The sequence below is a fragment of the uncultured Neptuniibacter sp. genome, from assembly GCF_947498015.1.
In the GTDB taxonomy this organism is placed as follows: Bacteria; Pseudomonadota; Gammaproteobacteria; order Pseudomonadales; family Balneatricaceae; genus Neptuniibacter.
In genome coordinates, this window is sequence record NZ_CANMIR010000005.1 from 1 (window position 1) to 18546 (window position 18546).

The 18546-nt window shown below is 47.7% G+C and carries 31 protein-coding genes; 29 read left to right on the forward strand and 2 right to left on the reverse strand.

All coding sequences use genetic code 11. The annotated features are described in order from the left end of the window. The 29 genes from Q0882_RS07555 to rplQ all read left to right on the forward strand — a co-directional run. The coding region (locus tag Q0882_RS07555; RefSeq protein WP_299179646.1) for an elongation factor Tu at positions 1 to 828 on the forward strand (828 nt) is incomplete at its 5' end. 217 nt (positions 829 to 1045) lie between these two features. Beyond that, on the forward strand, positions 1046 to 1357 hold the full coding sequence (rpsJ, locus tag Q0882_RS07560; RefSeq protein ID WP_067984205.1) for a 30S ribosomal protein S10: 312 nt from the start codon (positions 1046 to 1048) through the stop codon (positions 1355 to 1357). A 120-nt stretch (positions 1358 to 1477) separates the two neighbouring features. Further along, entirely contained in the window at positions 1478 to 2116 is a 639-nt protein-coding gene (gene rplC / locus Q0882_RS07565) for a 50S ribosomal protein L3 (protein ID WP_299179651.1), read from the forward strand. Positions 2117 to 2127: 11 nt separating this feature from the next. Beyond that, positions 2128 to 2733, forward strand: a complete 606-nt coding sequence (gene rplD / locus Q0882_RS07570) for a 50S ribosomal protein L4 (RefSeq protein WP_299179653.1) — start codon at positions 2128 to 2130, stop codon at positions 2731 to 2733. Next, positions 2730 to 3026, forward strand: a complete 297-nt coding sequence (gene rplW / locus Q0882_RS07575; RefSeq protein WP_299179655.1) for a 50S ribosomal protein L23 — start codon at positions 2730 to 2732, stop codon at positions 3024 to 3026. Before rplD ends, rplW begins: the two co-directional genes overlap by 4 nt. A gap of 15 nt (positions 3027 to 3041) precedes the next feature. Beyond that, entirely contained in the window at positions 3042 to 3869 is an 828-nt protein-coding gene (rplB, locus tag Q0882_RS07580; RefSeq protein ID WP_299179657.1) for a 50S ribosomal protein L2, read from the forward strand. 12 nt (positions 3870 to 3881) lie between these two features. Then, the gene (gene rpsS / locus Q0882_RS07585) at positions 3882 to 4157 is read left to right on the forward strand and encodes a 30S ribosomal protein S19 (RefSeq protein ID WP_299179660.1); all 276 of its coding nucleotides are present in this window, start codon (positions 3882 to 3884) and stop codon (positions 4155 to 4157) included. 11 nt (positions 4158 to 4168) lie between these two features. Beyond that, a complete protein-coding gene (gene rplV / locus Q0882_RS07590) occupies positions 4169 to 4498 on the forward strand; it encodes a 50S ribosomal protein L22 (protein WP_286241004.1) in 330 nt (109 codons plus the stop codon). Between the two features lie 23 nt (positions 4499 to 4521). Then, positions 4522 to 5202 carry a 30S ribosomal protein S3 gene (gene rpsC / locus Q0882_RS07595; RefSeq protein WP_299179663.1) on the forward strand — a complete coding sequence of 227 codons (681 nt, stop codon included), beginning with the start codon at positions 4522 to 4524 and terminating at the stop codon, positions 5200 to 5202. 11 nt (positions 5203 to 5213) lie between these two features. Then, complete coding sequence (gene rplP, locus Q0882_RS07600) at positions 5214 to 5627, forward strand: 50S ribosomal protein L16 (RefSeq protein WP_292949294.1); 414 nt, start codon at positions 5214 to 5216, stop codon at positions 5625 to 5627. After that, positions 5627 to 5818 (forward strand): 50S ribosomal protein L29, encoded by a 192-nt coding sequence (rpmC, locus tag Q0882_RS07605; RefSeq protein WP_299179666.1) that lies wholly within the window; start codon positions 5627 to 5629, stop codon positions 5816 to 5818. Before rplP ends, rpmC begins: the two co-directional genes overlap by 1 nt. A gap of 2 nt (positions 5819 to 5820) precedes the next feature. Beyond that, on the forward strand, positions 5821 to 6084 hold the full coding sequence (gene rpsQ / locus Q0882_RS07610; RefSeq protein WP_292949289.1) for a 30S ribosomal protein S17: 264 nt from the start codon (positions 5821 to 5823) through the stop codon (positions 6082 to 6084). Positions 6085 to 6157: 73 nt separating this feature from the next. Next, positions 6158 to 6526 carry a 50S ribosomal protein L14 gene (rplN, locus tag Q0882_RS07615; protein WP_007021360.1) on the forward strand — a complete coding sequence of 123 codons (369 nt, stop codon included), beginning with the start codon at positions 6158 to 6160 and terminating at the stop codon, positions 6524 to 6526. A 103-nt stretch (positions 6527 to 6629) separates the two neighbouring features. Continuing rightward, the gene (rplX, locus tag Q0882_RS07620) at positions 6630 to 6944 is read left to right on the forward strand and encodes a 50S ribosomal protein L24 (RefSeq protein ID WP_299179671.1); all 315 of its coding nucleotides are present in this window, start codon (positions 6630 to 6632) and stop codon (positions 6942 to 6944) included. A 14-nt stretch (positions 6945 to 6958) separates the two neighbouring features. After that, entirely contained in the window at positions 6959 to 7498 is a 540-nt protein-coding gene (gene rplE, locus Q0882_RS07625) for a 50S ribosomal protein L5 (RefSeq protein WP_299179674.1), read from the forward strand. A 12-nt stretch (positions 7499 to 7510) separates the two neighbouring features. Further along, positions 7511 to 7816 carry a 30S ribosomal protein S14 gene (gene rpsN, locus Q0882_RS07630; protein ID WP_299179677.1) on the forward strand — a complete coding sequence of 102 codons (306 nt, stop codon included), beginning with the start codon at positions 7511 to 7513 and terminating at the stop codon, positions 7814 to 7816. A gap of 77 nt (positions 7817 to 7893) precedes the next feature. After that, positions 7894 to 8286: a 30S ribosomal protein S8 gene (gene rpsH, locus Q0882_RS07635; protein ID WP_299179680.1), complete on the forward strand. Its 393-nt coding sequence runs from the start codon at positions 7894 to 7896 to the stop codon at positions 8284 to 8286. An 11-nt stretch (positions 8287 to 8297) separates the two neighbouring features. After that, the gene (rplF, locus tag Q0882_RS07640; protein WP_299179682.1) at positions 8298 to 8831 is read left to right on the forward strand and encodes a 50S ribosomal protein L6; all 534 of its coding nucleotides are present in this window, start codon (positions 8298 to 8300) and stop codon (positions 8829 to 8831) included. A gap of 13 nt (positions 8832 to 8844) precedes the next feature. Further along, positions 8845 to 9195: a 50S ribosomal protein L18 gene (gene rplR, locus Q0882_RS07645; protein ID WP_299179685.1), complete on the forward strand. Its 351-nt coding sequence runs from the start codon at positions 8845 to 8847 to the stop codon at positions 9193 to 9195. Between the two features lie 11 nt (positions 9196 to 9206). Beyond that, positions 9207 to 9707 carry a 30S ribosomal protein S5 gene (gene rpsE / locus Q0882_RS07650; RefSeq protein WP_299179687.1) on the forward strand — a complete coding sequence of 167 codons (501 nt, stop codon included), beginning with the start codon at positions 9207 to 9209 and terminating at the stop codon, positions 9705 to 9707. A 6-nt stretch (positions 9708 to 9713) separates the two neighbouring features. Continuing rightward, entirely contained in the window at positions 9714 to 9893 is a 180-nt protein-coding gene (gene rpmD, locus Q0882_RS07655; RefSeq protein ID WP_067983812.1) for a 50S ribosomal protein L30, read from the forward strand. A gap of 16 nt (positions 9894 to 9909) precedes the next feature. Further along, positions 9910 to 10344: a 50S ribosomal protein L15 gene (rplO, locus tag Q0882_RS07660; protein WP_299179689.1), complete on the forward strand. Its 435-nt coding sequence runs from the start codon at positions 9910 to 9912 to the stop codon at positions 10342 to 10344. Next, positions 10345 to 11664: a preprotein translocase subunit SecY gene (secY, locus tag Q0882_RS07665; RefSeq protein WP_299179692.1), complete on the forward strand. Its 1320-nt coding sequence runs from the start codon at positions 10345 to 10347 to the stop codon at positions 11662 to 11664. Between the two features lie 26 nt (positions 11665 to 11690). Beyond that, entirely contained in the window at positions 11691 to 11807 is a 117-nt protein-coding gene (gene rpmJ, locus Q0882_RS07670; RefSeq protein ID WP_007021200.1) for a 50S ribosomal protein L36, read from the forward strand. Positions 11808 to 11952: 145 nt separating this feature from the next. Then, positions 11953 to 12309 carry a 30S ribosomal protein S13 gene (rpsM, locus tag Q0882_RS07675; protein WP_299179704.1) on the forward strand — a complete coding sequence of 119 codons (357 nt, stop codon included), beginning with the start codon at positions 11953 to 11955 and terminating at the stop codon, positions 12307 to 12309. 25 nt (positions 12310 to 12334) lie between these two features. Continuing rightward, complete coding sequence (gene rpsK / locus Q0882_RS07680) at positions 12335 to 12724, forward strand: 30S ribosomal protein S11 (RefSeq protein ID WP_286240348.1); 390 nt, start codon at positions 12335 to 12337, stop codon at positions 12722 to 12724. 15 nt (positions 12725 to 12739) lie between these two features. Continuing rightward, complete coding sequence (rpsD, locus tag Q0882_RS07685) at positions 12740 to 13360, forward strand: 30S ribosomal protein S4 (RefSeq protein WP_299179759.1); 621 nt, start codon at positions 12740 to 12742, stop codon at positions 13358 to 13360. Positions 13361 to 13384: 24 nt separating this feature from the next. Then, positions 13385 to 14389 (forward strand): DNA-directed RNA polymerase subunit alpha, encoded by a 1005-nt coding sequence (gene rpoA, locus Q0882_RS07690; RefSeq protein WP_299179761.1) that lies wholly within the window; start codon positions 13385 to 13387, stop codon positions 14387 to 14389. Between the two features lie 39 nt (positions 14390 to 14428). Beyond that, positions 14429 to 14818 (forward strand): 50S ribosomal protein L17, encoded by a 390-nt coding sequence (rplQ, locus tag Q0882_RS07695; RefSeq protein ID WP_299179763.1) that lies wholly within the window; start codon positions 14429 to 14431, stop codon positions 14816 to 14818. Between the two features lie 113 nt (positions 14819 to 14931). Here the strand turns inward: rplQ and Q0882_RS07700 are convergent, their stop codons facing one another. Both Q0882_RS07700 and uvrA read right to left on the reverse strand, forming a co-directional pair. Then, the gene (locus tag Q0882_RS07700; protein WP_299179766.1) at positions 14932 to 15408 is read right to left on the reverse strand and encodes a hypothetical protein; all 477 of its coding nucleotides are present in this window, start codon (positions 15406 to 15408) and stop codon (positions 14932 to 14934) included. Between the two features lie 154 nt (positions 15409 to 15562). Continuing rightward, entirely contained in the window at positions 15563 to 18382 is a 2820-nt protein-coding gene (uvrA, locus tag Q0882_RS07705; RefSeq protein ID WP_299179769.1) for an excinuclease ABC subunit UvrA, read from the reverse strand. Positions 18383 to 18546 lie beyond the last annotated feature (164 nt).

The following is an 18546-nucleotide window of genomic DNA, read 5'->3' on the forward strand; positions in this document are numbered from 1 at the left end:
GTATTCCTGAACAAAGCAGATCTGCTGGCTGAAGATTGTGGCGGTGCTGACTCTGAAGAATACGAAGAGATGCTTGAACTGGTAGAAATGGAGCTGCGTGAGCTTCTGGACCAGTACGAGTTCCCAGGTGATGACACTCCAATCATCCCAGGTTCTGCTCTGATGGCGCTGAACGGCGAAGACGACAATGAGCTGGGCACTACTGCTGTTAAGAAGCTGGTTGAGACTCTGGATTCCTACATCCCAGAGCCAGAGCGTGCGATCGACGGTGCATTCATCATGCCTATCGAGGACGTATTCTCTATCCAGGGTCGTGGTACTGTAGTAACAGGTCGTGTTGAGCGCGGTATCGTAAACGTTGGTGACGACGTAGAGATCGTAGGTATCAAAGAGACTACGACGACTACTTGTACTGGTGTTGAGATGTTCCGTAAGCTGCTGGACGAAGGTCGTGCAGGTGAGAACATTGGTGCGTTGCTGCGTGGTACTAAGCGTGAAGAAGTTGAGCGTGGTCAGGTTCTGGCTGCTCCAGGTTCTATCACTCCTCACACTCGTTTTGAGGGTGAAGTATACGTACTGTCCAAAGAAGAGGGTGGTCGTCACACTCCGTTCTTCAAAGGCTACCGTCCACAGTTCTACTTCCGTACAACTGACATCACTGGTGCATGTGAGCTGCCAGAGGGTGTAGAAATGGTAATGCCAGGTGATAACATCCAGATGGACGTTACCCTGATCAACCCAGTTGCGATGGAAGAAGGTCTGCGCTTTGCGATCCGTGAAGGCGGTCGTACAGTAGGTGCAGGCGTTGTATCTAAAATTGTTGAGTAATTAATACTCTTCATTGAAAAGCCCTCCTTGTGAGGGCTTTTTTGTGTCTGTAAAAGCTAATAATCGTAATGTAGCTCGTGTGCTGTGTAGTATTTGTACAAAATTTTACTGCTTGCTGTTGACCTCAGTGGTAGGTATCAGTAGAATTTGCGTCCCCCTGATATTAGGGGGAGGTCGGCTATGCCGTTAAATAATTTTTTGGAAATGTGTGATCGAAATGCAGAATCAGAAAATTCGTATTCGTCTGAAAGCCTTTGATCATCGCTTGATCGACTCTTCTGCGCAGGAAATCGTAGATACTGCAAAGAGAACTGGCGCTCAAGTACGAGGTCCGATCCCACTTCCTACCCGTAAAGAACGCTTTACCGTTCTGATTTCACCTCACGTGAACAAAGATGCACGTGATCAGTATGAAATCCGTACACATAAGCGTGTTCTGGACATCGTTGAGCCAACTGAAAAAACAGTTGATGCATTGATGAAGCTGGATCTTGCTGCGGGTGTTGAAGTGCAGATCAGCCTCGGCTAAAGGCAACTGCGCAGAATTAATTTTAATTAATGAAGCGCTTATTAAGTGTGGAATGCTCTGGAAAGGGCAGCCGTAGTGGGTAACAGCCCCGTACACAACTGGCAAGAGGTTTTAAAAGAAATGTCTGTAGGTCTTATCGGACGTAAAGCGGGTATGACTCGTGTCTTCACTGAAGACGGCGTATCCGTGCCAGTCACCGTCATCGAAGTGGAACCGAACCGTGTTACTGCTGTGAAAACAGAAGAAACAGATGGTTATGCAGCTATACAGGTTACTGTTGGAGCTAAGAAGGCAAATCGCCTTTCTAAGCCTGAAGCGGGTAACTTTGCGAAAGCAGGTGTAGAAGCGGGCCGTGGTTTGTGGGAGTTCCGCCTGTCAGGTGGCGACGAAGTCAACGTTGGCGAAGAGCTGACTGTTGCGCGCTTCGAAGCTGGTCAGAAAGTAGATGTAACGGGTCAATCCAAAGGTAAAGGTTTCCAGGGCGGCGTTAAGCGCTGGAACTTCTCCATGCAGGATGCGACTCACGGTAACTCTCTTTCTCACCGTGCTCCGGGTTCTATTGGTCAATGTCAGACTCCTGGTCGTGTTTGGAAAGGCAAGAAGATGGCAGGTCAGATGGGTAATGAGCGTGTGACCGTTCAGACCCTGGAAGTCGTTCGCGTTGATGCTGAGCGTAACCTGTTGTTGATCAAAGGTGCTGTTCCAGGCGCAACTGGCGGCGACGTAATCGTTAAACCAGCTGTTAAAGCTGGCGCCTAAGGGGGTTTGAAATGAATCTGAATTTAGCTGGAGCTAATGGTTCGGTTGAAGTTTCCGACCTGGCTTTTGGTAAAGAATTCAACGAGACGCTTGTCCATCAAGTTGTTACAGCTTACATGGCTGGCGGTCGTCAAGGCACTAAAGCTCAGAAAAACCGTTCCGCGGTTTCTGGTGGTGGTGCTAAACCATGGCGTCAAAAAGGTACAGGTCGTGCGCGTGCGGGAACAAGTCGTTCTCCAATCTGGCGTGCCGGTGGTGTAACTTTTGCGGCTCAGCCGCGTGACTACGCTCAGAAAGTAAATAAGAAAATGTACCGCGCAGCTATGCGTTGCATCTTCTCTGAGTTGGTACGTCAGGAACGTCTGGTTGTTGTTGAAGATTTCGCTCTGGAATCTCCAAAAACAAAACAGTTTGTGGCTAAGCTGAACGAGCTTGAGCTGACTAACGCACTGCTGATTACTGAAGATGTAGAGCAGAACTTGTACCTGGCTTCACGTAACGTTCCACACGTTGATGTTCGTGATGCTGCTGGTGTTGACCCGGTTTCCCTGGTTGGCTTCGACAAAGTACTGGTTACTGTTGCTGCTCTGAAGAAGATCGAGGAGAAGCTGGCATGAAACAGGAACGCATTTATCAAGTGCTGCTGGGTCCGCACATCTCCGAGAAAGCTACTATCGTAGCTGATGGTTCTCAGCAAGTTGTTTTCCGTGTGGCTAAAGACGCTACTAAACCAGAAATCAAACAAGCAGTTGAAGAGCTGTTTAACGTCAAAGTTAAAGGCGTAAACGTTCTTAATGCTAAGGGCAAAACCAAGCGTACACAGCGTGGTTTGGGCAAGCGTAGCGATGTGCGTAAAGCATACGTTGCTCTGGCTGATGGCTCTGAGATTGATTTCCTTGGTGGCGAGTAATAGAGGGTATATAAAATGGCAGTGACTAAAACTAAGCCGACCTCTGCTGGACGCCGTCATGTAGTTAAAGTTACTAATACTGAACTGCATAAAGGCAAGCCTCATGCAGCTCTTGTTGAAAAGAAAAGCAAGAGCGGTGGTCGTAACCACCACGGTCGCATCACGACTCGTCATATTGGCGGTGGTCACAAACAGCAGTACCGTATCATCGATTTCCGTCGTAACAAAGACGGTATTCCAGCGACTGTAGAACGCCTGGAATACGATCCTAACCGTTCTGCGCATATTGCACTTGTTGTATATGCAGACGGTGAGCGTCGTTACATCATCGCACCTAAGGGTGTATCTGCAGGCACTAAGATTATCTCTGGTGAGTCTGTTGATATTAAACCTGGTAATACTATGCCTCTGCGCAACGTACCAGTGGGTTCTGTTATCCACTGTGTTGAGTTGAAGCCTGGTAAAGGTGCACAGATTGCTCGTTCTGCGGGTACATCTGCACAGTTGGTTGCACGTGAAGGTGCTTACGCGACATTACGTCTACGTTCTGGCGAAATGCGCAAAGTGCTGGTCGAATGTCGTGCGACTCTGGGTGAAGTGAGCAACAGTGAACACTCCCTGCGTCAGCTGGGTAAAGCTGGTGCTACGCGCTGGCGTGGTGTTCGTCCTACTGTTCGTGGTGTTGCGATGAACCCAGTAGACCATCCACATGGTGGTGGTGAAGGTCGTACTTCCGGTGGTCGTCACCCAGTGACACCATGGGGTGTTCCGACTAAGGGTTATAAAACTCGTAAGAACAAGCGTACTGACAAGTTGATCGTACGCCGTCGTAACGCTAAGTAAGAGGATACAGCTGTGCCACGTTCACTGAAGAAAGGTCCATTTATCGACCTTCACCTGTTGAAAAAGGTAGAAGCTGCGATTGAAAGCAACGACCGTCGTCCAATCAAAACTTGGTCTCGTCGTTCTACGATCTTCCCGAATTTCGTAGGTTTGACAATTGCAGTACACAACGGCCGTCAGCATGTCCCAGTATTTGTTACTGAAGACATGGTTGGTCATAAACTGGGCGAGTTTGCCGTGACCCGTACTTACCGTGGTCACGTAGTAGACAAGAAAGCCAAGCGATAAGGAGTTAGATGATGGAAGTTGCCGCTAAGCACAAAGGCGCCCGCATCTCTGCACAGAAAGCACGTCTGGTTGCTGATCAGATCCGTGGCAAGTCTGTGGGTGAAGCTCTGAATATCCTGGCGTTTAGTCCTAAAAAAGGTGCGGCGCTTGTTAAGAAGGTACTGGAGTCTGCTATTGCTAACGCAGAGCATAACGAAGGTGCTGATATTGACGAGCTGCGCGTTTCAACTGTTTTTGTTGATGAAGCAATGACAATGAAGCGTATCAAGCCGCGTGCGAAAGGTCGCGCTGATCGTATTTTGAAGCGCTCCTGTCACATCACTGTAAAAGTGGCCGACTGAGCTGACTGCTAGGAGATTCCGTTATGGGTCAGAAAGTACATCCGACGGGTATTCGTCTCGGTATTGTCAAGGATCACACTTCTGTGTGGTACGCAGACAAGGGCGAATACGCAAGCAAGCTGCAGAATGATCTGCAGGTGCGTGAGTACCTGGATAAGCAGCTTGAGAAAGCATCTGTAAGCCGCATCGAAATCGAGCGTCCTGCACAGAATGCAAAGATTACTATTCACACAGCTCGTCCGGGCATCGTGATTGGTAAAAAAGGCGAAGATGTTGAGAAACTGCGTAACACTGTATCAGAGATGATGGGTGTTCCGGTTCATATCAACATTGAAGAAATTCGTAAACCAGAACTGGACGCGCGCCTTGTAGCTCAGGGTGTTGCCAGTCAGCTTGAACGTCGTGTTATGTTCCGTCGTGCTATGAAGCGCGCTGTACAGAATGCGATGCGTCTAGGTGCCAAGGGTATCAAGATTCAGCTGGGTGGTCGTCTAGGTGGTGCCGAGATCGCTCGTAGCGAATGGTATCGTGAAGGTCGTGTGCCATTGCACACCCTGCGTGCTGATATCGATTACGCTACATATGAAGCGCACACTACATACGGTGTGATCGGCGTTAAAGTCTGGATCTTCAAGGGTGAAGTTCTTGGTGGCATCGAACAGGTGCGCGCTGAGAAGAATGCACCTAAGAAGAAAGGTAAGTGAGGTAGACGTCGATGCTACAACCAAAACGTCTTAAGTTCCGCAAGATGATGAAAGGCCGCAACCGCGGTCTGGCACAACGCGGTAGCACTGTAAGCTTTGGTGAATTTGCACTGAAAGCGACCGGTCGCGGTCGCATCACTGCACGTCAGATCGAAGCAGCGCGTCGTACCATGACACGTCACGTTAAGCGTGGTGGTAAAATCTGGATCCGTGTTTTTCCAGACAAACCAATCTCCAAGAAACCGCTTGAAGTACGTATGGGTAAAGGTAAAGGTGCGGTTGAGTACTGGGTTGCTCAGATTAAGCCTGGTAAGGTTCTGTTCGAAATGAGCGGTGTACCTGAAGAGCTAGCTTCTGAAGCGTTCACCCTGGCTGCTGCTAAATTGCCTGTTGCAACAACCATTGTTAAACGGACGGTGATGTAATGAAAGCAACTGAACTACGTGAAAAGTCCGTTGATGAGCTGCAGCAAGAACTGCTGGGTCTTCTGAAGGAGCAGTTTAATCTGCGTATGCAGAAGACTACTGGCCAGTTGGCTCAGAATCATCTGCTAGGACAGGTTCGTCGCGATATCGCTCGTGTGAAGACAGTACTCAACGAAAAGGCAGGTAACTAAGTATGAGCGCCGAAAAACGTACTCGAACTGTTACTGGTCGCGTTGTTAGCGACAAGATGGATAAAACCATCACAGTTCTGGTTGAGCGCAAAGAGAAGCATCCGATTTACGGAAAATTCATGAAGCGCTCTTCTAAACTGCATGCTCACGATGAGAAAAATGAGTGTCAGCAAGGTGACCTGGTTACCATCGCAGAAACTCGTCCTCTGTCCAAGAATAAATCTTGGGCGCTTGTTCGTATTGAAGAGCGTGCAGCAAAGGTGTAAACTATTGCGCCTTTGCTCCATTAGCCGGTCCGTCCGTTTAACGGGCGGCCCCATAATGTTTTTGGAGTAGACCATGATTCAGACTGAATCTATGCTTGATGTCGCTGATAACAGCGGTGCTAAGCGAGTGCAGTGTATTAAGGTCCTGGGTGGTTCTCACCGCCGCTACGCTTCTGTAGGTGACATTATTAAAGTCACTGTTAAAGAAGCGATTCCTCGCGGTAAAGTGAAGAAAGGCCAGGTTCTTAACGCCGTAGTGGTACGTACCCGTAAAGGTGTTCGTCGTCCTGATGGCTCAGTAATCCGCTTTGATACAAACTCAGCGGTTCTATTGAACGCAAGTGACGCACCGATCGGTACTCGTATCTTCGGCCCAGTGACGCGTGAACTTCGCTCAGAGAAGTTCATGAAAATCATTTCCCTGGCGCCTGAAGTGCTATAAAGACTGAACATTATAAAAGTTCAGTTTATGTAAAAACGCTAACACCGGAAGGTGTTGGCGTTTTTGAGCATGAGAGGGTAGCAGGAAGCGATATAGGTAAATTATGCGCAAGATTAAACGTGACGATGAAGTAATTGTCATCGCAGGAAAAGACAAGGGCAAGCGTGGCACTGTCATGCGTGTTCTGAACGATCGACTGATCGTTTCTGGTATCAACATGGTGAAGAAGCACACTAAGCCGAACCCAATGCTGGGTAAAGCAGGTGGAATCGTTGAGAAAGAAGCAGCTATTGCTGTATCTAACGTAGCTATCTTCAACCCGCAGACTGGTAAGGGCGATCGTGTAGGCTTCAAAGTACTTGAAGACGGCACAAAAACTCGCATCTTCAAGTCTACCGGCGAAATCATTGGCGGATAAGGGGAGCAGATATCATGTCTAGATTAAAAGCGCTTTATAACGATTCCGTTAAGCAGCAGCTTAAAGATGAGCTGAACTGCCCTAACGTTATGGCTGTTCCACGCTTAACTAAAATCACTCTGAATATGGGTGTTGGTGAAGCGTTGGGCGATAAAAAAATGCTGGAAAATGCAGTTGCAGATATGACTGCTATCGCTGGTCAGAAACCAGTGGTTTGCCTGGCACGTAAATCTATCGCGGGCTTTAAGGTTCGTGAAGGCTGGCCTATTGGCTGTAAAGTAACACTGCGTGGCGAGCGTATGTGGGAGTTCTTGGATCGTCTGGTAGACATCTCTATTCCACGTATCCGCGACTTCCGTGGCCTGAACCCGAAATCTTTCGATGGTCGTGGCAACTACAGCATGGGTGTTAAAGAGCAGATTATCTTCCCTGAAATCGAATACGATAAGGTTGATAAACTGCGTGGTATGGACATTACGTTCACTACGACTGCTCAGAACAACGATGAGGGTCGTGCCTTGTTGGCTGCCCTGAACTTCCCGTTCCGTAAGTGATAGGCGTACATCATGGCTAAAGAATCAATGAAGGCACGTGAAGCTAAACGTGCAAAGTTAGTTGCAAAGTTCGCCGGTAAACGTGCTGAACTCAAAGCAATCATTAACAATCCTAACTCATCAGAAGACGAAGTTTGGGATGCGACTATGGCGCTGCAGAAGCTGCCACGCGACTCAAGCAAATCCCGTCAGCAGCGTCGTTGTCAGCTGACTGGTCGTCCACATGCTGTTTACCGCAAGTTCGGCATCTGCCGTAACAAACTGCGTGAAGCTGCAATGCGTGGTGATGTTCCAGGTTTGAAAAAGGCTAGCTGGTAATCCAGTTAGTAAAACGGTAAGCACGGCGGACAAGGCCTTCGGGTACCGCGTCGTGCTGCACAAGAGGAAGTAAATGCATGAGCATGCAAGATACTCTAGCGGATATGTTTACCCGTATCCGTAACGGTCATATGGCTGAAAAGCAGGCCGTATCTATGCCGTCTTCCAAAGTAAAAGTATCTATTGCCAAAGTTCTTAAGGACGAAGGTTACATCACTGACTACTCCGTAGAAGGTGACGTAAAACCGGTTCTGAACGTTGAGCTTAAATACTTTGAAGGTAAGCCGGTAATCGAAGAGATTAAACGCGTTAGTCGTCCAGGTCTGCGTATCTATAAGAACGCAAACGAACTGCCAAAAGTATCTGGCGGTCTGGGTGTAGCGATTATCTCTACCAGTAAAGGTGTAATGGCTGACCGCGCAGCACGTAGTGCTGGTGTGGGTGGCGAAGTAATCTGCACGGTATTCTAAGAGGTATTTCAATGTCACGTATTGCGAAAAGCCCCGTAGTTGTACCTGCAGGTGTCGAAATTAAGATTGATGGTCAGTCCATCAATGTTAAAGGTAAAAACGGTCAGCTATCTCTTGATGTGCACCCTTCTGTAGGTGTTGCACAGGAAGAAGATGGTCTGAAGTTCACCGCGCGTGAATCTTCAAAGCTGTCCCGTTCCCTGTCTGGTACTACTCGTTCTCTGGTTAACAACATGGTTGTTGGTGTTACTGAAGGCTTCAAGAAAACTCTTGAGCTTCAGGGTGTAGGTTATCGTGCTGCTGCTAAAGGCAACACTTTGAACCTGAACCTGGGTTTCTCCCACCCAATCGATTATGACCTTCCAGAAGGCATCAAAGCAGAAACTCCTAATGTAACTACTATCGTACTTACCGGTGCAGATAAGCAGGTACTAGGCCAGGTCGCTGCTGAGATTCGTGCGTTCCGTCCACCAGAGCCATATAAAGGCAAGGGTGTTCGTTATGCTGATGAGTATGTTCGCCGTAAAGAAGCGAAGAAAAAGTAAATAGGGCAGGGTTATGAACGCTAAGAAACAATCTCGTATTCGTCGTGCTCGCCGCTCCCGCCTTAAAATGCGTGAGTTAGGTGCAACACGTCTGTGCGTTACTCGCACACCGCGTCACATCTACGCTCAGGTTATCTCTGCAGATGGTGCAAAAGTCCTGGCGGCTGCTTCCACTGTAGAAAAAGATCTGCGTGAAGCTGCAGGTGGTAACGTTGCTGCAGCTGAAAAAGTTGGTGCGTTGATCGCTCAGCGTGCTAAAGAAGCTGGCGTATCTGAAGTAGCATTCGACCGTTCTGGTTATCAGTACCACGGTCGCGTTAAAGCTTTGGCTGATGCAGCCCGCGAAGGCGGCCTGGAATTCTAAAGGGATCGAATATGTCAAATCATGAACAGAAAGACGGCGATCTGCAGGAAAAGCTGGTTCAGGTTAACCGCGTCGCTAAAGTTGTTAAAGGTGGTCGAATCTTCGGCTTTACAGCACTGACTGTAGTTGGTGATGGTAAAGGTCGTGTAGGTTTCGGTCGTGGTAAAGCACGTGAAGTTCCTGCGGCTATTCAGAAAGCTATGGAACAGGCTCGTCGTAATATGGTTTCAGTTGAACTGAACGGCGACACACTGCAGTACCCAATCAAAGCACGTCACGGTGCTTCAAAAGTTTACATGCAGCCTGCATCTCAAGGTACTGGTGTTATCGCAGGTGGTGCGATGCGTGCGGTACTGGAACTGGCAGGTGTCCATAACGTACTGGCTAAGTGCTATGGCTCAACTAACCCGGTAAACGTTGTTCGTGCGACTGTTAAAGGTCTCGCTACAATGAAATCTCCGGAAGATGTTGCTGCTAAGCGCGGTAAGTCCGTAGACGACATTCTGGGGTAATCGACAATGGCTAAGACTGTTAAAGTAACATTGGTACGTAGCCCTATCGGTACTCTGCCTAACCACAAATTGTGCGTTAAGGGTCTGGGTCTGCGCCGTATTGGACACACAGTTGAAGTAGAAGATACTCCATCTGTACGTGGCATGATCAACAAAGTTAACTACATGGTTCGTGTAGAAGACTAATAAGGGAGTTCACAACATGCGTCTGAACACTCTGAGTCCAGCTGAAGGTTCTCGTAAAGCGGCTAAACGTGTTGGTCGTGGTATCGGTTCCGGTCTGGGTAAGACATGTGGCCGTGGTCACAAAGGTCAGAAATCCCGCTCTGGCGGTTCCGTAAAACCAGGTTTTGAAGGCGGTCAGATGCCTTTGCAGCGTCGTCTGCCAAAATTCGGTTTTACATCTCGTATTGCCCGTTACGTTACAGAGATTCGTCTGAACGAACTGGCTAAGATCGAAGCTGAAGTAATTGATCTGGATGCTTTGAAAGCTGCGGACATCATCAAGCAGGAAATCAAATCTGCAAAAGTGATTCTGTCTGGTGAGATCAACAAGGCTGTCACTGTAAAAGGTCTTCGTGTGACCAAAGGTGCACAGGCTGCTATCGAAGCTGCTGGCGGTAAAGTCGAGGCGTAAATGGCTAAAAAAGGACCAATACCGGCTGGTGTACAGAGCGGACTAGGTGAGCTTAAGTCTCGTCTAATCTTCGTTCTGTTGGCGATCGTTGTATACCGTATCGGTGCTCATATACCGGTTCCGGGTATCAACCCAGATCGACTGGCTGCATTATTCGATCAGAATCAGGGTACGATCCTGAGTCTGTTTAACATGTTCTCTGGTGGTGCGTTGGAGCGGATGAGTATCCTCGCACTGGGTATCATGCCGTATATCTCTGCATCGATTATTATGCAGTTGATGACGGTTGTTAGCCCTACATTGGCGCAGTTGAAGAAAGAGGGTGAGGCTGGTCGTCGTAAGATCAACCAGTACACTCGCTACGGTACTGTGCTTCTGGCTACTGTTCAGTCCTTCGGCATGGCTGTAGGTCTGGCAAATCAGGGTGTCGCTTTCAGCGCTGATATCAGCTTCTATTTCGTTGCTGTTGTTACTCTGGTTGCTGGCGCTGTGTTCCTGATGTGGCTCGGTGAGCAAGTTACAGAACGTGGTATCGGTAACGGTATCTCAATTCTGATCTTTGCCGGTATTGTGGCTGGGTTGCCAAGTGCAATCGGCCAGGCCTTTGAAGCAGCGCGACAGGGTGATCTTAATATCCTGGCGCTGCTGGCTATCGCATTCCTCGCGATTGCTACTGTCGGTTTTGTTGTGTTTATGGAGCGCGGTCAACGCCGTATCACCATCAACTACGCAAAACGCCAACAGGGTAATCGTGTGTTTGCGGCCCAATCAAGCCATCTGCCTCTTAAGGTGAATATGGCTGGGGTTATTCCGCCGATTTTCGCGTCCAGTATATTGCTTTTTCCTGCCTCAATGGGCCAATGGTTTGGTCAGACTGAAGGTATGGATTGGCTTCAGAATGTAGCATTAGCGCTTGGCCCAGGTCAGCCGCTTTACATTCTACTGTTCTCGATCGCTATTATCTTCTTCTGTTATTTCTATACTGCGATTGTTTTCAATCCTAGAGATGTAGCAGATAACCTGAAAAAATCAGGTGCTTTTATTCCAGGTATTCGTCCGGGTGATCAATCAGCACGTTACATCGATACCGTGCTGGGTCGGTTGACACTGTTTGGCGCGCTATACATTACCGCAGTATCTTTGATGCCGCAGTTTCTTGTTGTAGCCGCTAATGTCCCGTTTTACTTCGGTGGAACCTCGCTACTAATCGTCGTCGTTGTTGTGATGGATTTTATGGCGCAGGTTCAGTCTCATCTGATGTCACATCAGTACGAGTCCCTGATGAAGAAGTCTAATCTCAAAGGTGGCCGCGCGAATTAATGCGCCAAGGCTACATGGAGTAGATCATGAAAGTACGTGCATCTGTTAAGAAGATCTGTCGTAACTGCAAAATCGTTCGTCGTAACGGTTCAGTACGTGTGATCTGTAAAGTAGAGCCGCGTCACAAGCAGCGTCAGGGTTAATTTATCCTGATTTGGGCGTAGATGGCGTGCAACACTTGATTTAATTTTGATCAACGTGTAATATTGCGCGCCTTCTGCGAACAGAACAAATTTTTTATGGTGTTTGTTAATAGTTTCGAACACCTTTTATGAACGGAGTAAAAGAATGGCCCGTATAGCTGGCGTCAACATTCCTGACAATAAGCATGCGGTAATTTCTCTGACTTACATTTACGGTATTGGCCGCACGACAGCGTCCAGCATCTTAGATACTTGCGGTATTGCACCGACAACTAAGATTGCTGATTTGTCCGATGAGCAATTGGACATCGTTCGTGGAGAAGTTGCTAAATTTACTGTTGAAGGCGACCTGCGTCGTGAAGTTTCCATGAGCATCAAACGTTTGATGGATCTTGGTTGTTTCCGCGGCATTCGCCACCGTCGTAACCTTCCGGTTCGCGGTCAGCGTAGTAAAACAAACGCGCGCACTCGAAAAGGCCCGCGTAAGCCGATCCGTAAATAAGTGGTAAGCGATAGGAATTCCGAATATGGCAAAGCCAGGTAATCGCACACGCAAAAAAGTGAAGAAGCAAATTGCGGATGGGTTCGCCCACATCCACGCTTCTTTTAATAATACGATCATTACAATTACTGATCGACAAGGTAATGCTCTTTCTTGGGCAACTGCAGGTGGCTCCGGCTTCCGTGGTTCTCGTAAGAGTACACCTTTCGCTGCTCAGGTTGCGGCTGAGCGCGCTGGACAGGCTGCTTTAGAGTATGGCCTGAAAAACCTCGACGTATTTGTTAAGGGTCCTGGACCCGGCCGCGAATCTGCTGTTCGTGCACTGAACGCATGTGGCTACAAAATTGCAAATATCACTGACGTGACGCCAATCCCTCATAATGGTTGTCGTCCACCGAAGAAACGTCGCGTTTAATCTGGAGACGGTAATATGGCTCGTTATCTTGGACCTAAGTGCAAGCTGTCTCGTCGGGAAGGTACAGACCTTTTCCTGAAGAGCGGCGTGCGTGCACTGGACAGCAAGTGTAAAGCTGAGACTGTCCCTGGTGTTCACGGCGCTCGTCGTGGTCGGTTATCCGACTATGGCCTGCAGCTGCGTGAAAAACAGAAAGTTCGTCGTATGTACGGCGTGCTGGAACGTCAGTTCCGTAGTTATTATAAAGAAGCGGCTCGTCGCAGTGGTGCAACAGGTGAAAACCTTCTGCAGCTACTGGAAGGTCGTTTGGACAATGTTGTATATCGTATGGGATTCGGTTCTACACGTGCAGAAGCACGTCAGATCGTTTCTCACCGCTCCATCACTGTTAACGGCCAGGTTGTGAACATCGCTTCCTACCAGGTAAAAGCAGGTGATGTAGTTGCAGTACGTGAAAAGGCTAAGTCACAGTTGCGTATTAAAAGCGCTCTGGAACTTGCTGGTCAGCGTGCAGCAGTTGAGTGGGTTGACGTTGACGCTGCAAAAATGGAAGGCACATACAAGGCCACTCCGGAGCGTTCTGATCTGTCTGCTGATATCAACGAACAGCTGATTGTAGAGCTGTACTCGAAGTAATTTTAACTTTAATTTGGTGGAAATATGCAGCGTTCGGTAAATGAGTTTCTAAGTCCACGTCATATTGACGTACAGGAAATCAGCAAAACGCGTGCTAAGGTGACTCTTGAGCCACTTGAGCGTGGATTTGGCCATACGCTGGGCAGTGCATTACGCCGCATTCTATTATCTTCTATGCCGGGTTGTGCCGTAACAGAAGTTGAGATTGATGGCGTTTTGCATGAGTACAGCACAATTGAAGGTGTTCAGGAAGATGTAATTGAGATCCTCCTGAACCTGAAAGGGGTTGCAGTATTACTGCACAATAGTGATGAAGTAACCCTGACTCTGAGCAAATCTGAAGCAGGTCCTGTAACTGCTGGCGATATTCAACTGAATCAGGATGTTGAAATTGCTAACCCGGACCACGTTATTGCTCACCTTAACGAAGGTGCGAGTCTTAACATGCAGCTGACTGTAGGTCGTGGCCGTGGCTATGTTCCTGCTGATCTGCGTGTCTCTGATGAAGAAGAGACTCGTGCAATTGGTCGTCTACAGCTGGACGCAACTTTCAGCCCTGTACGTCGTGTTTCCTACGTAGTAGAAAGCGCACGTGTAGAGCAGCGTACTGATTTGGATAAACTGGTTATTGATATCGAATCTAACGGTACCATTGATCCAGAAGAAGCCATCCGTCGCGCAGCTACTATTCTTCAGCAACAGCTAATTGTATTTGTTGACCTTGAAGATGGTGCTGATCAGGCTAAGGATGAACCAGAAGAGCCGGAAATTGATCCGATCCTTCTGCGTCCTGTAGATGATCTGGAGCTGACTGTACGTTCCGCCAACTGTCTGAAAGCAGAGCAGATCTACTATATTGGTGATCTGATTCAGCGTACAGAGGTTGAACTGCTTAAGACTCCGAATTTGGGTAAGAAGTCGTTGACAGAAATCAAAGACGTGCTTGCATCTAAGGGCTTGTCCCTGGGTATGCGTCTTGAGAACTGGCCACCGGCTAGCCTTAAGAACGACGATAAAGTCGCTTCCTGATTCGGCGATAAACACTGACTGGTTTGGTAGGGATTTATCATGCGTCATCGTAAATCTGGTCGTAAATTAAGCCGTACCAGTGCGCACCGCAAAGCTATGTTTAAAAACATGGCAGTATCTTTGTTTGAGCACGAGTTGATTCGTACAACTCTGCCTAAAGCTAAAGAGCTGCGCGGCTATGCAGAGCCACTGATTACACTGGCTAAAAACGACACTGTTGCGAACCGCCGTCTGGCATTCGCACGCACTGGCAGCAAAGTAGCTGTTGGTAAATTGTTCAATGAGCTGGGCCCGCGTTATAACGCTCGTCCTGGTGGTTACGTTCGTATCCTGAAGTGCGGTTTCCGCCCAGGCGACAATGCACCAATGGCTTATGTTGAACTGGTTGATCGTCCAGCTGTTGAAGCTGAAGACGAAGCCGAAGATTAAGATTTCTTGATCATCAAAAAACCCGGCTTCGGCCGGGTTTTTTATTGCGTGTAATGTATACCGATTTGACTAAAGACTTCAGTTTTACAGCATACCGATTAAGTTTTGGATGATTACTTACACCAGCTAGGATCATCAGACCATGAATCGTTTTTATATCTTCTCTGCTCTAAATCAACAGCAACAATGCCTGTTTGATTCCTTCCATATGCTTTGACCGTACATCTTTCATTGGTAAAGGTGTAGGTCGCATAATATGCCGTGTTTGCTTGCGGCGTGAATGTACCGTAAAGATTGCAGTTTAGATTATTATGACGTTCAAGCGTAAAGGATGTAATCGAGAAAGATAATGGGGATTCTGACGATACTGCTAATTTTTGTTGCCCACCAGGTTGCATGAATCCAGCTATTTGCTTGCCCTTACAGCGTTCTGCATCTTTATATATGTGAATCAATGCAACTTTCCCATCTCCTTCAATCTTTGATCTCTCGTATTGCAGAATGAGTGACGCGTTGCTATTTGACGGAGCTAGATATTTCACGGGTTTGGCGGTAGTAATACACCCTGTTAGGGTGACGGTTAAACACAAGGCTGGTCTCCTTTTCATTTCATGATGTCATTACGACTTTCAGCATGAGTCTGGAAAACAGCTCAGTGTATGTTCCTGGCTGACATTGCTCTAAGTAGTGATATGGTGCGCAACTCTCACGTCAGCCAGTTACGTTTGGCGTTTAGTAGGGCTGTTAAAGCATGCTGCGTAAAAACCTGCCTGTATGAGATTCTTGTGATTGAGCAACCGTTTCCGGTGTCCCTTCAGCAATGATCTGCCCACCTTTGATACCACCTTCGGGACCCAAGTCGACAATCCAGTCTGCGGTTTTGATCACATCTAAGTTGTGTTCAATCACAACAATGGTATTGCCGTGGTCTCGGAGGCGGTTAAGGACATTCAGAAGTTGCTGAATATCGTAAAAATGGAGCCCTGTCGTTGGTTCGTCCAATATATATAAGGTTTTACCTGTGTCGCGTTTGGACAGTTCTTTAGCTAGTTTTACACGTTGAGCCTCACCGCCTGAGAGTGTTGTAGCAGCTTGCCCTAAGCGTATATAGGAAAGGCCAACATCAATTAATGTTTGAAGGCGTCGTGCAAGGGCAGGTATCGCATCAAAAAAGGTGCGCGCATCTTCAACGGTCAGGTTAAGCACTTGATGGATATTCTTGCCTTTATACTTAATCTCAAGGGTTTCACGGTTATATCGCTTTCCTTTACAAACATCGCAAGGGACGTAGATATCTGGAAGGAAGTGCATCTCAACCTTTATAACCCCATCACCCTGACACGCTTCACAGCGCCCACCTTTAACATTGAAGCTGAAACGTCCAGGTTTATATCCTCGCGAACGCGCTTCCTGCGTACCCGCAAATAGTTCTCTTACAGGGGTGAAAATCCCAGTGTACGTCGCCGGGTTGGATCGTGGGGTTCTACCGATTGGGCTCTGGTCGATATCAATAACTTTATCAAAGTGGTTTAGACCCTTGATCTCTTTATACGGTGAGGCATCAAGTGTGGTTGCATTATTAAGCTCGGTTGCTGCCACTGGATAGAGCGTGTTGTTAATCAGAGTGGATTTACCTGAGCCTGATACGCCTGTGATGCATGTGAGCAGGCCTACAGGAAGCCTTAAATTAACGTCGTTCAGGTTGTTACCTGTAGCACCTTCTAATTCTAGCCAGCGTTTAGCATCGGGCTGATTTCGTTGGCTTGGTATCTCTATCTTTTTAATCCCACTTAGGTACTGCCCTGTGATGGATTCAGGGTTATTCATTACCGCTTGCGGCTCGCCAGCCGCTATGACTTCTCCTCCATGTACCCCGGCTCCTGGTCCGATATCGATAACATAGTCTGCAAGACGGATCGCATCTTCATCATGTTCAACCACGATCACGGTATTACCCAGATCTCTAAGATGGACGAGTGTTTTAAGTAAGCGCTCATTATCCCGCTGGTGCAGGCCGATTGAGGGTTCATCGAGTATATACATAACACCGACAAGACCAGCGCCTATCTGGCTTGCTAGGCGGATACGCTGTGCTTCCCCTCCCGATAATGTATCTGCATTACGTTCAAGTGATAGATACTCCAGACCAACATTGACGAGGAAAGCCAGGCGTTCGCGGATCTCTTTGAGTATCTTTTCAGCGATTTCACCCTGTTTTCCAGTTAGATGAAGCTGGTTGAAATAATCAAGGCTCTCTCCAATTGGTTTGGTAACAATCTGAGGGAGTGTATGTTCATTGATATAAACGTGACGAGCATCTCTACGCAGCCGGCTCCCCTTGCACGATGGGCAGGGTTGCATATTCAGGTATTTGGCCAGATCTTCACGAACGGTGTCTGATTCTGTTTCTCTGTAGCGCCTTTCAAGGTTATTGAGTACACCTTCAAACGGATGCGCTTTATTTATGATGTCTCCACGATCATTCAGGTACCTGAAGGTTACTGCCTCTGAACCGGTACCTTTCAGAATCAACTGTTGATGCTCTTTAGATAGCTCGTGGAATGGGCTATCCATACTAAAACCATACTGTTCGGCAACCGCCTTCAGCTGTTGGTAGTAGTAAAGGCTCCTTCGATCCCATCCTCGTATTGCCCCCTCTGAAAGTGTCAGTTTGTCATCATGCACCACTTTTGTAGGGTCAAAATATTGCTTTACACCCAGGCCATCACAGCTTGAACAGGCTCCATGGGGGTTGTTAAACGAGAACAGGCGCGGCTCTAATTCCTGAATACTATGGCCGCATTGGGGGCATGCGAATCGTGCCGAGAAGATCAGTTCATTCTGCGCTTCATCCATATGGGCGACTTTGGCAATACCATCAGTCAAATTGAGTGCTGTCTCAAATGATTCTGCTAGGCGGGTTTGAAGATCTGGGCGAACTTTAAATCGGTCAATGACTACTTCGATATCGTGCTTCTTGTTTTTATCGAGCTCAGGCGGAGAATCCAAATCCACAACGATGCCATTAATGCGGGCGCGTATAAAACCCTCTGCTCTTAAATTATCAAACGTATGTAAGTGCTCACCTTTTCGACCTTGTACGACAGGTGCCAGTAGCATCAATTTACTTCCTTCTGGAAGTGCTAGTACCTGATCAACCATCTGGCTGATAGTTTGTGCGGCAAGTGGTAGATCATGGTCAGGGCAGCGCGGCTCACCTGCACGAGCAAATAACAGTCGCAAATAATCGTAAATCTCCGTGATGGTGCCAACGGTTGAGCGTGGGTTATGCGATGTTGATTTCTGTTCAATTGAAATGGCAGGTGAAAGCCCTTCGATATGATCTACATCTGGCTTTTCCATCATGGAAAGGAACTGTCTTGCATAAGTAGACAGGGACTCTACATAACGGCGCTGACCCTCCGCATATAGTGTATCAAAAGCTAATGATGATTTTCCCGATCCTGACAGGCCTGTAATGACGATCAGCTTATCCCGTGGAATTTCTAGATCGATATCTTTGAGATTATGGGTGCGGGCACCTCTGACCAGAATCTTATCCATGTTGCCTCAGATGTAGAAAACAAAACGTATCATTATAAAGACTTTTCATGATGCCTGTAGTGATATATTCATGACGTAACTTTGCTATGGGACTGAATAGAATCGCATGGTAAGCTTTGCGGTAATACACACGGTATGAATATCGCTGTGTGAAGCAATTTCTG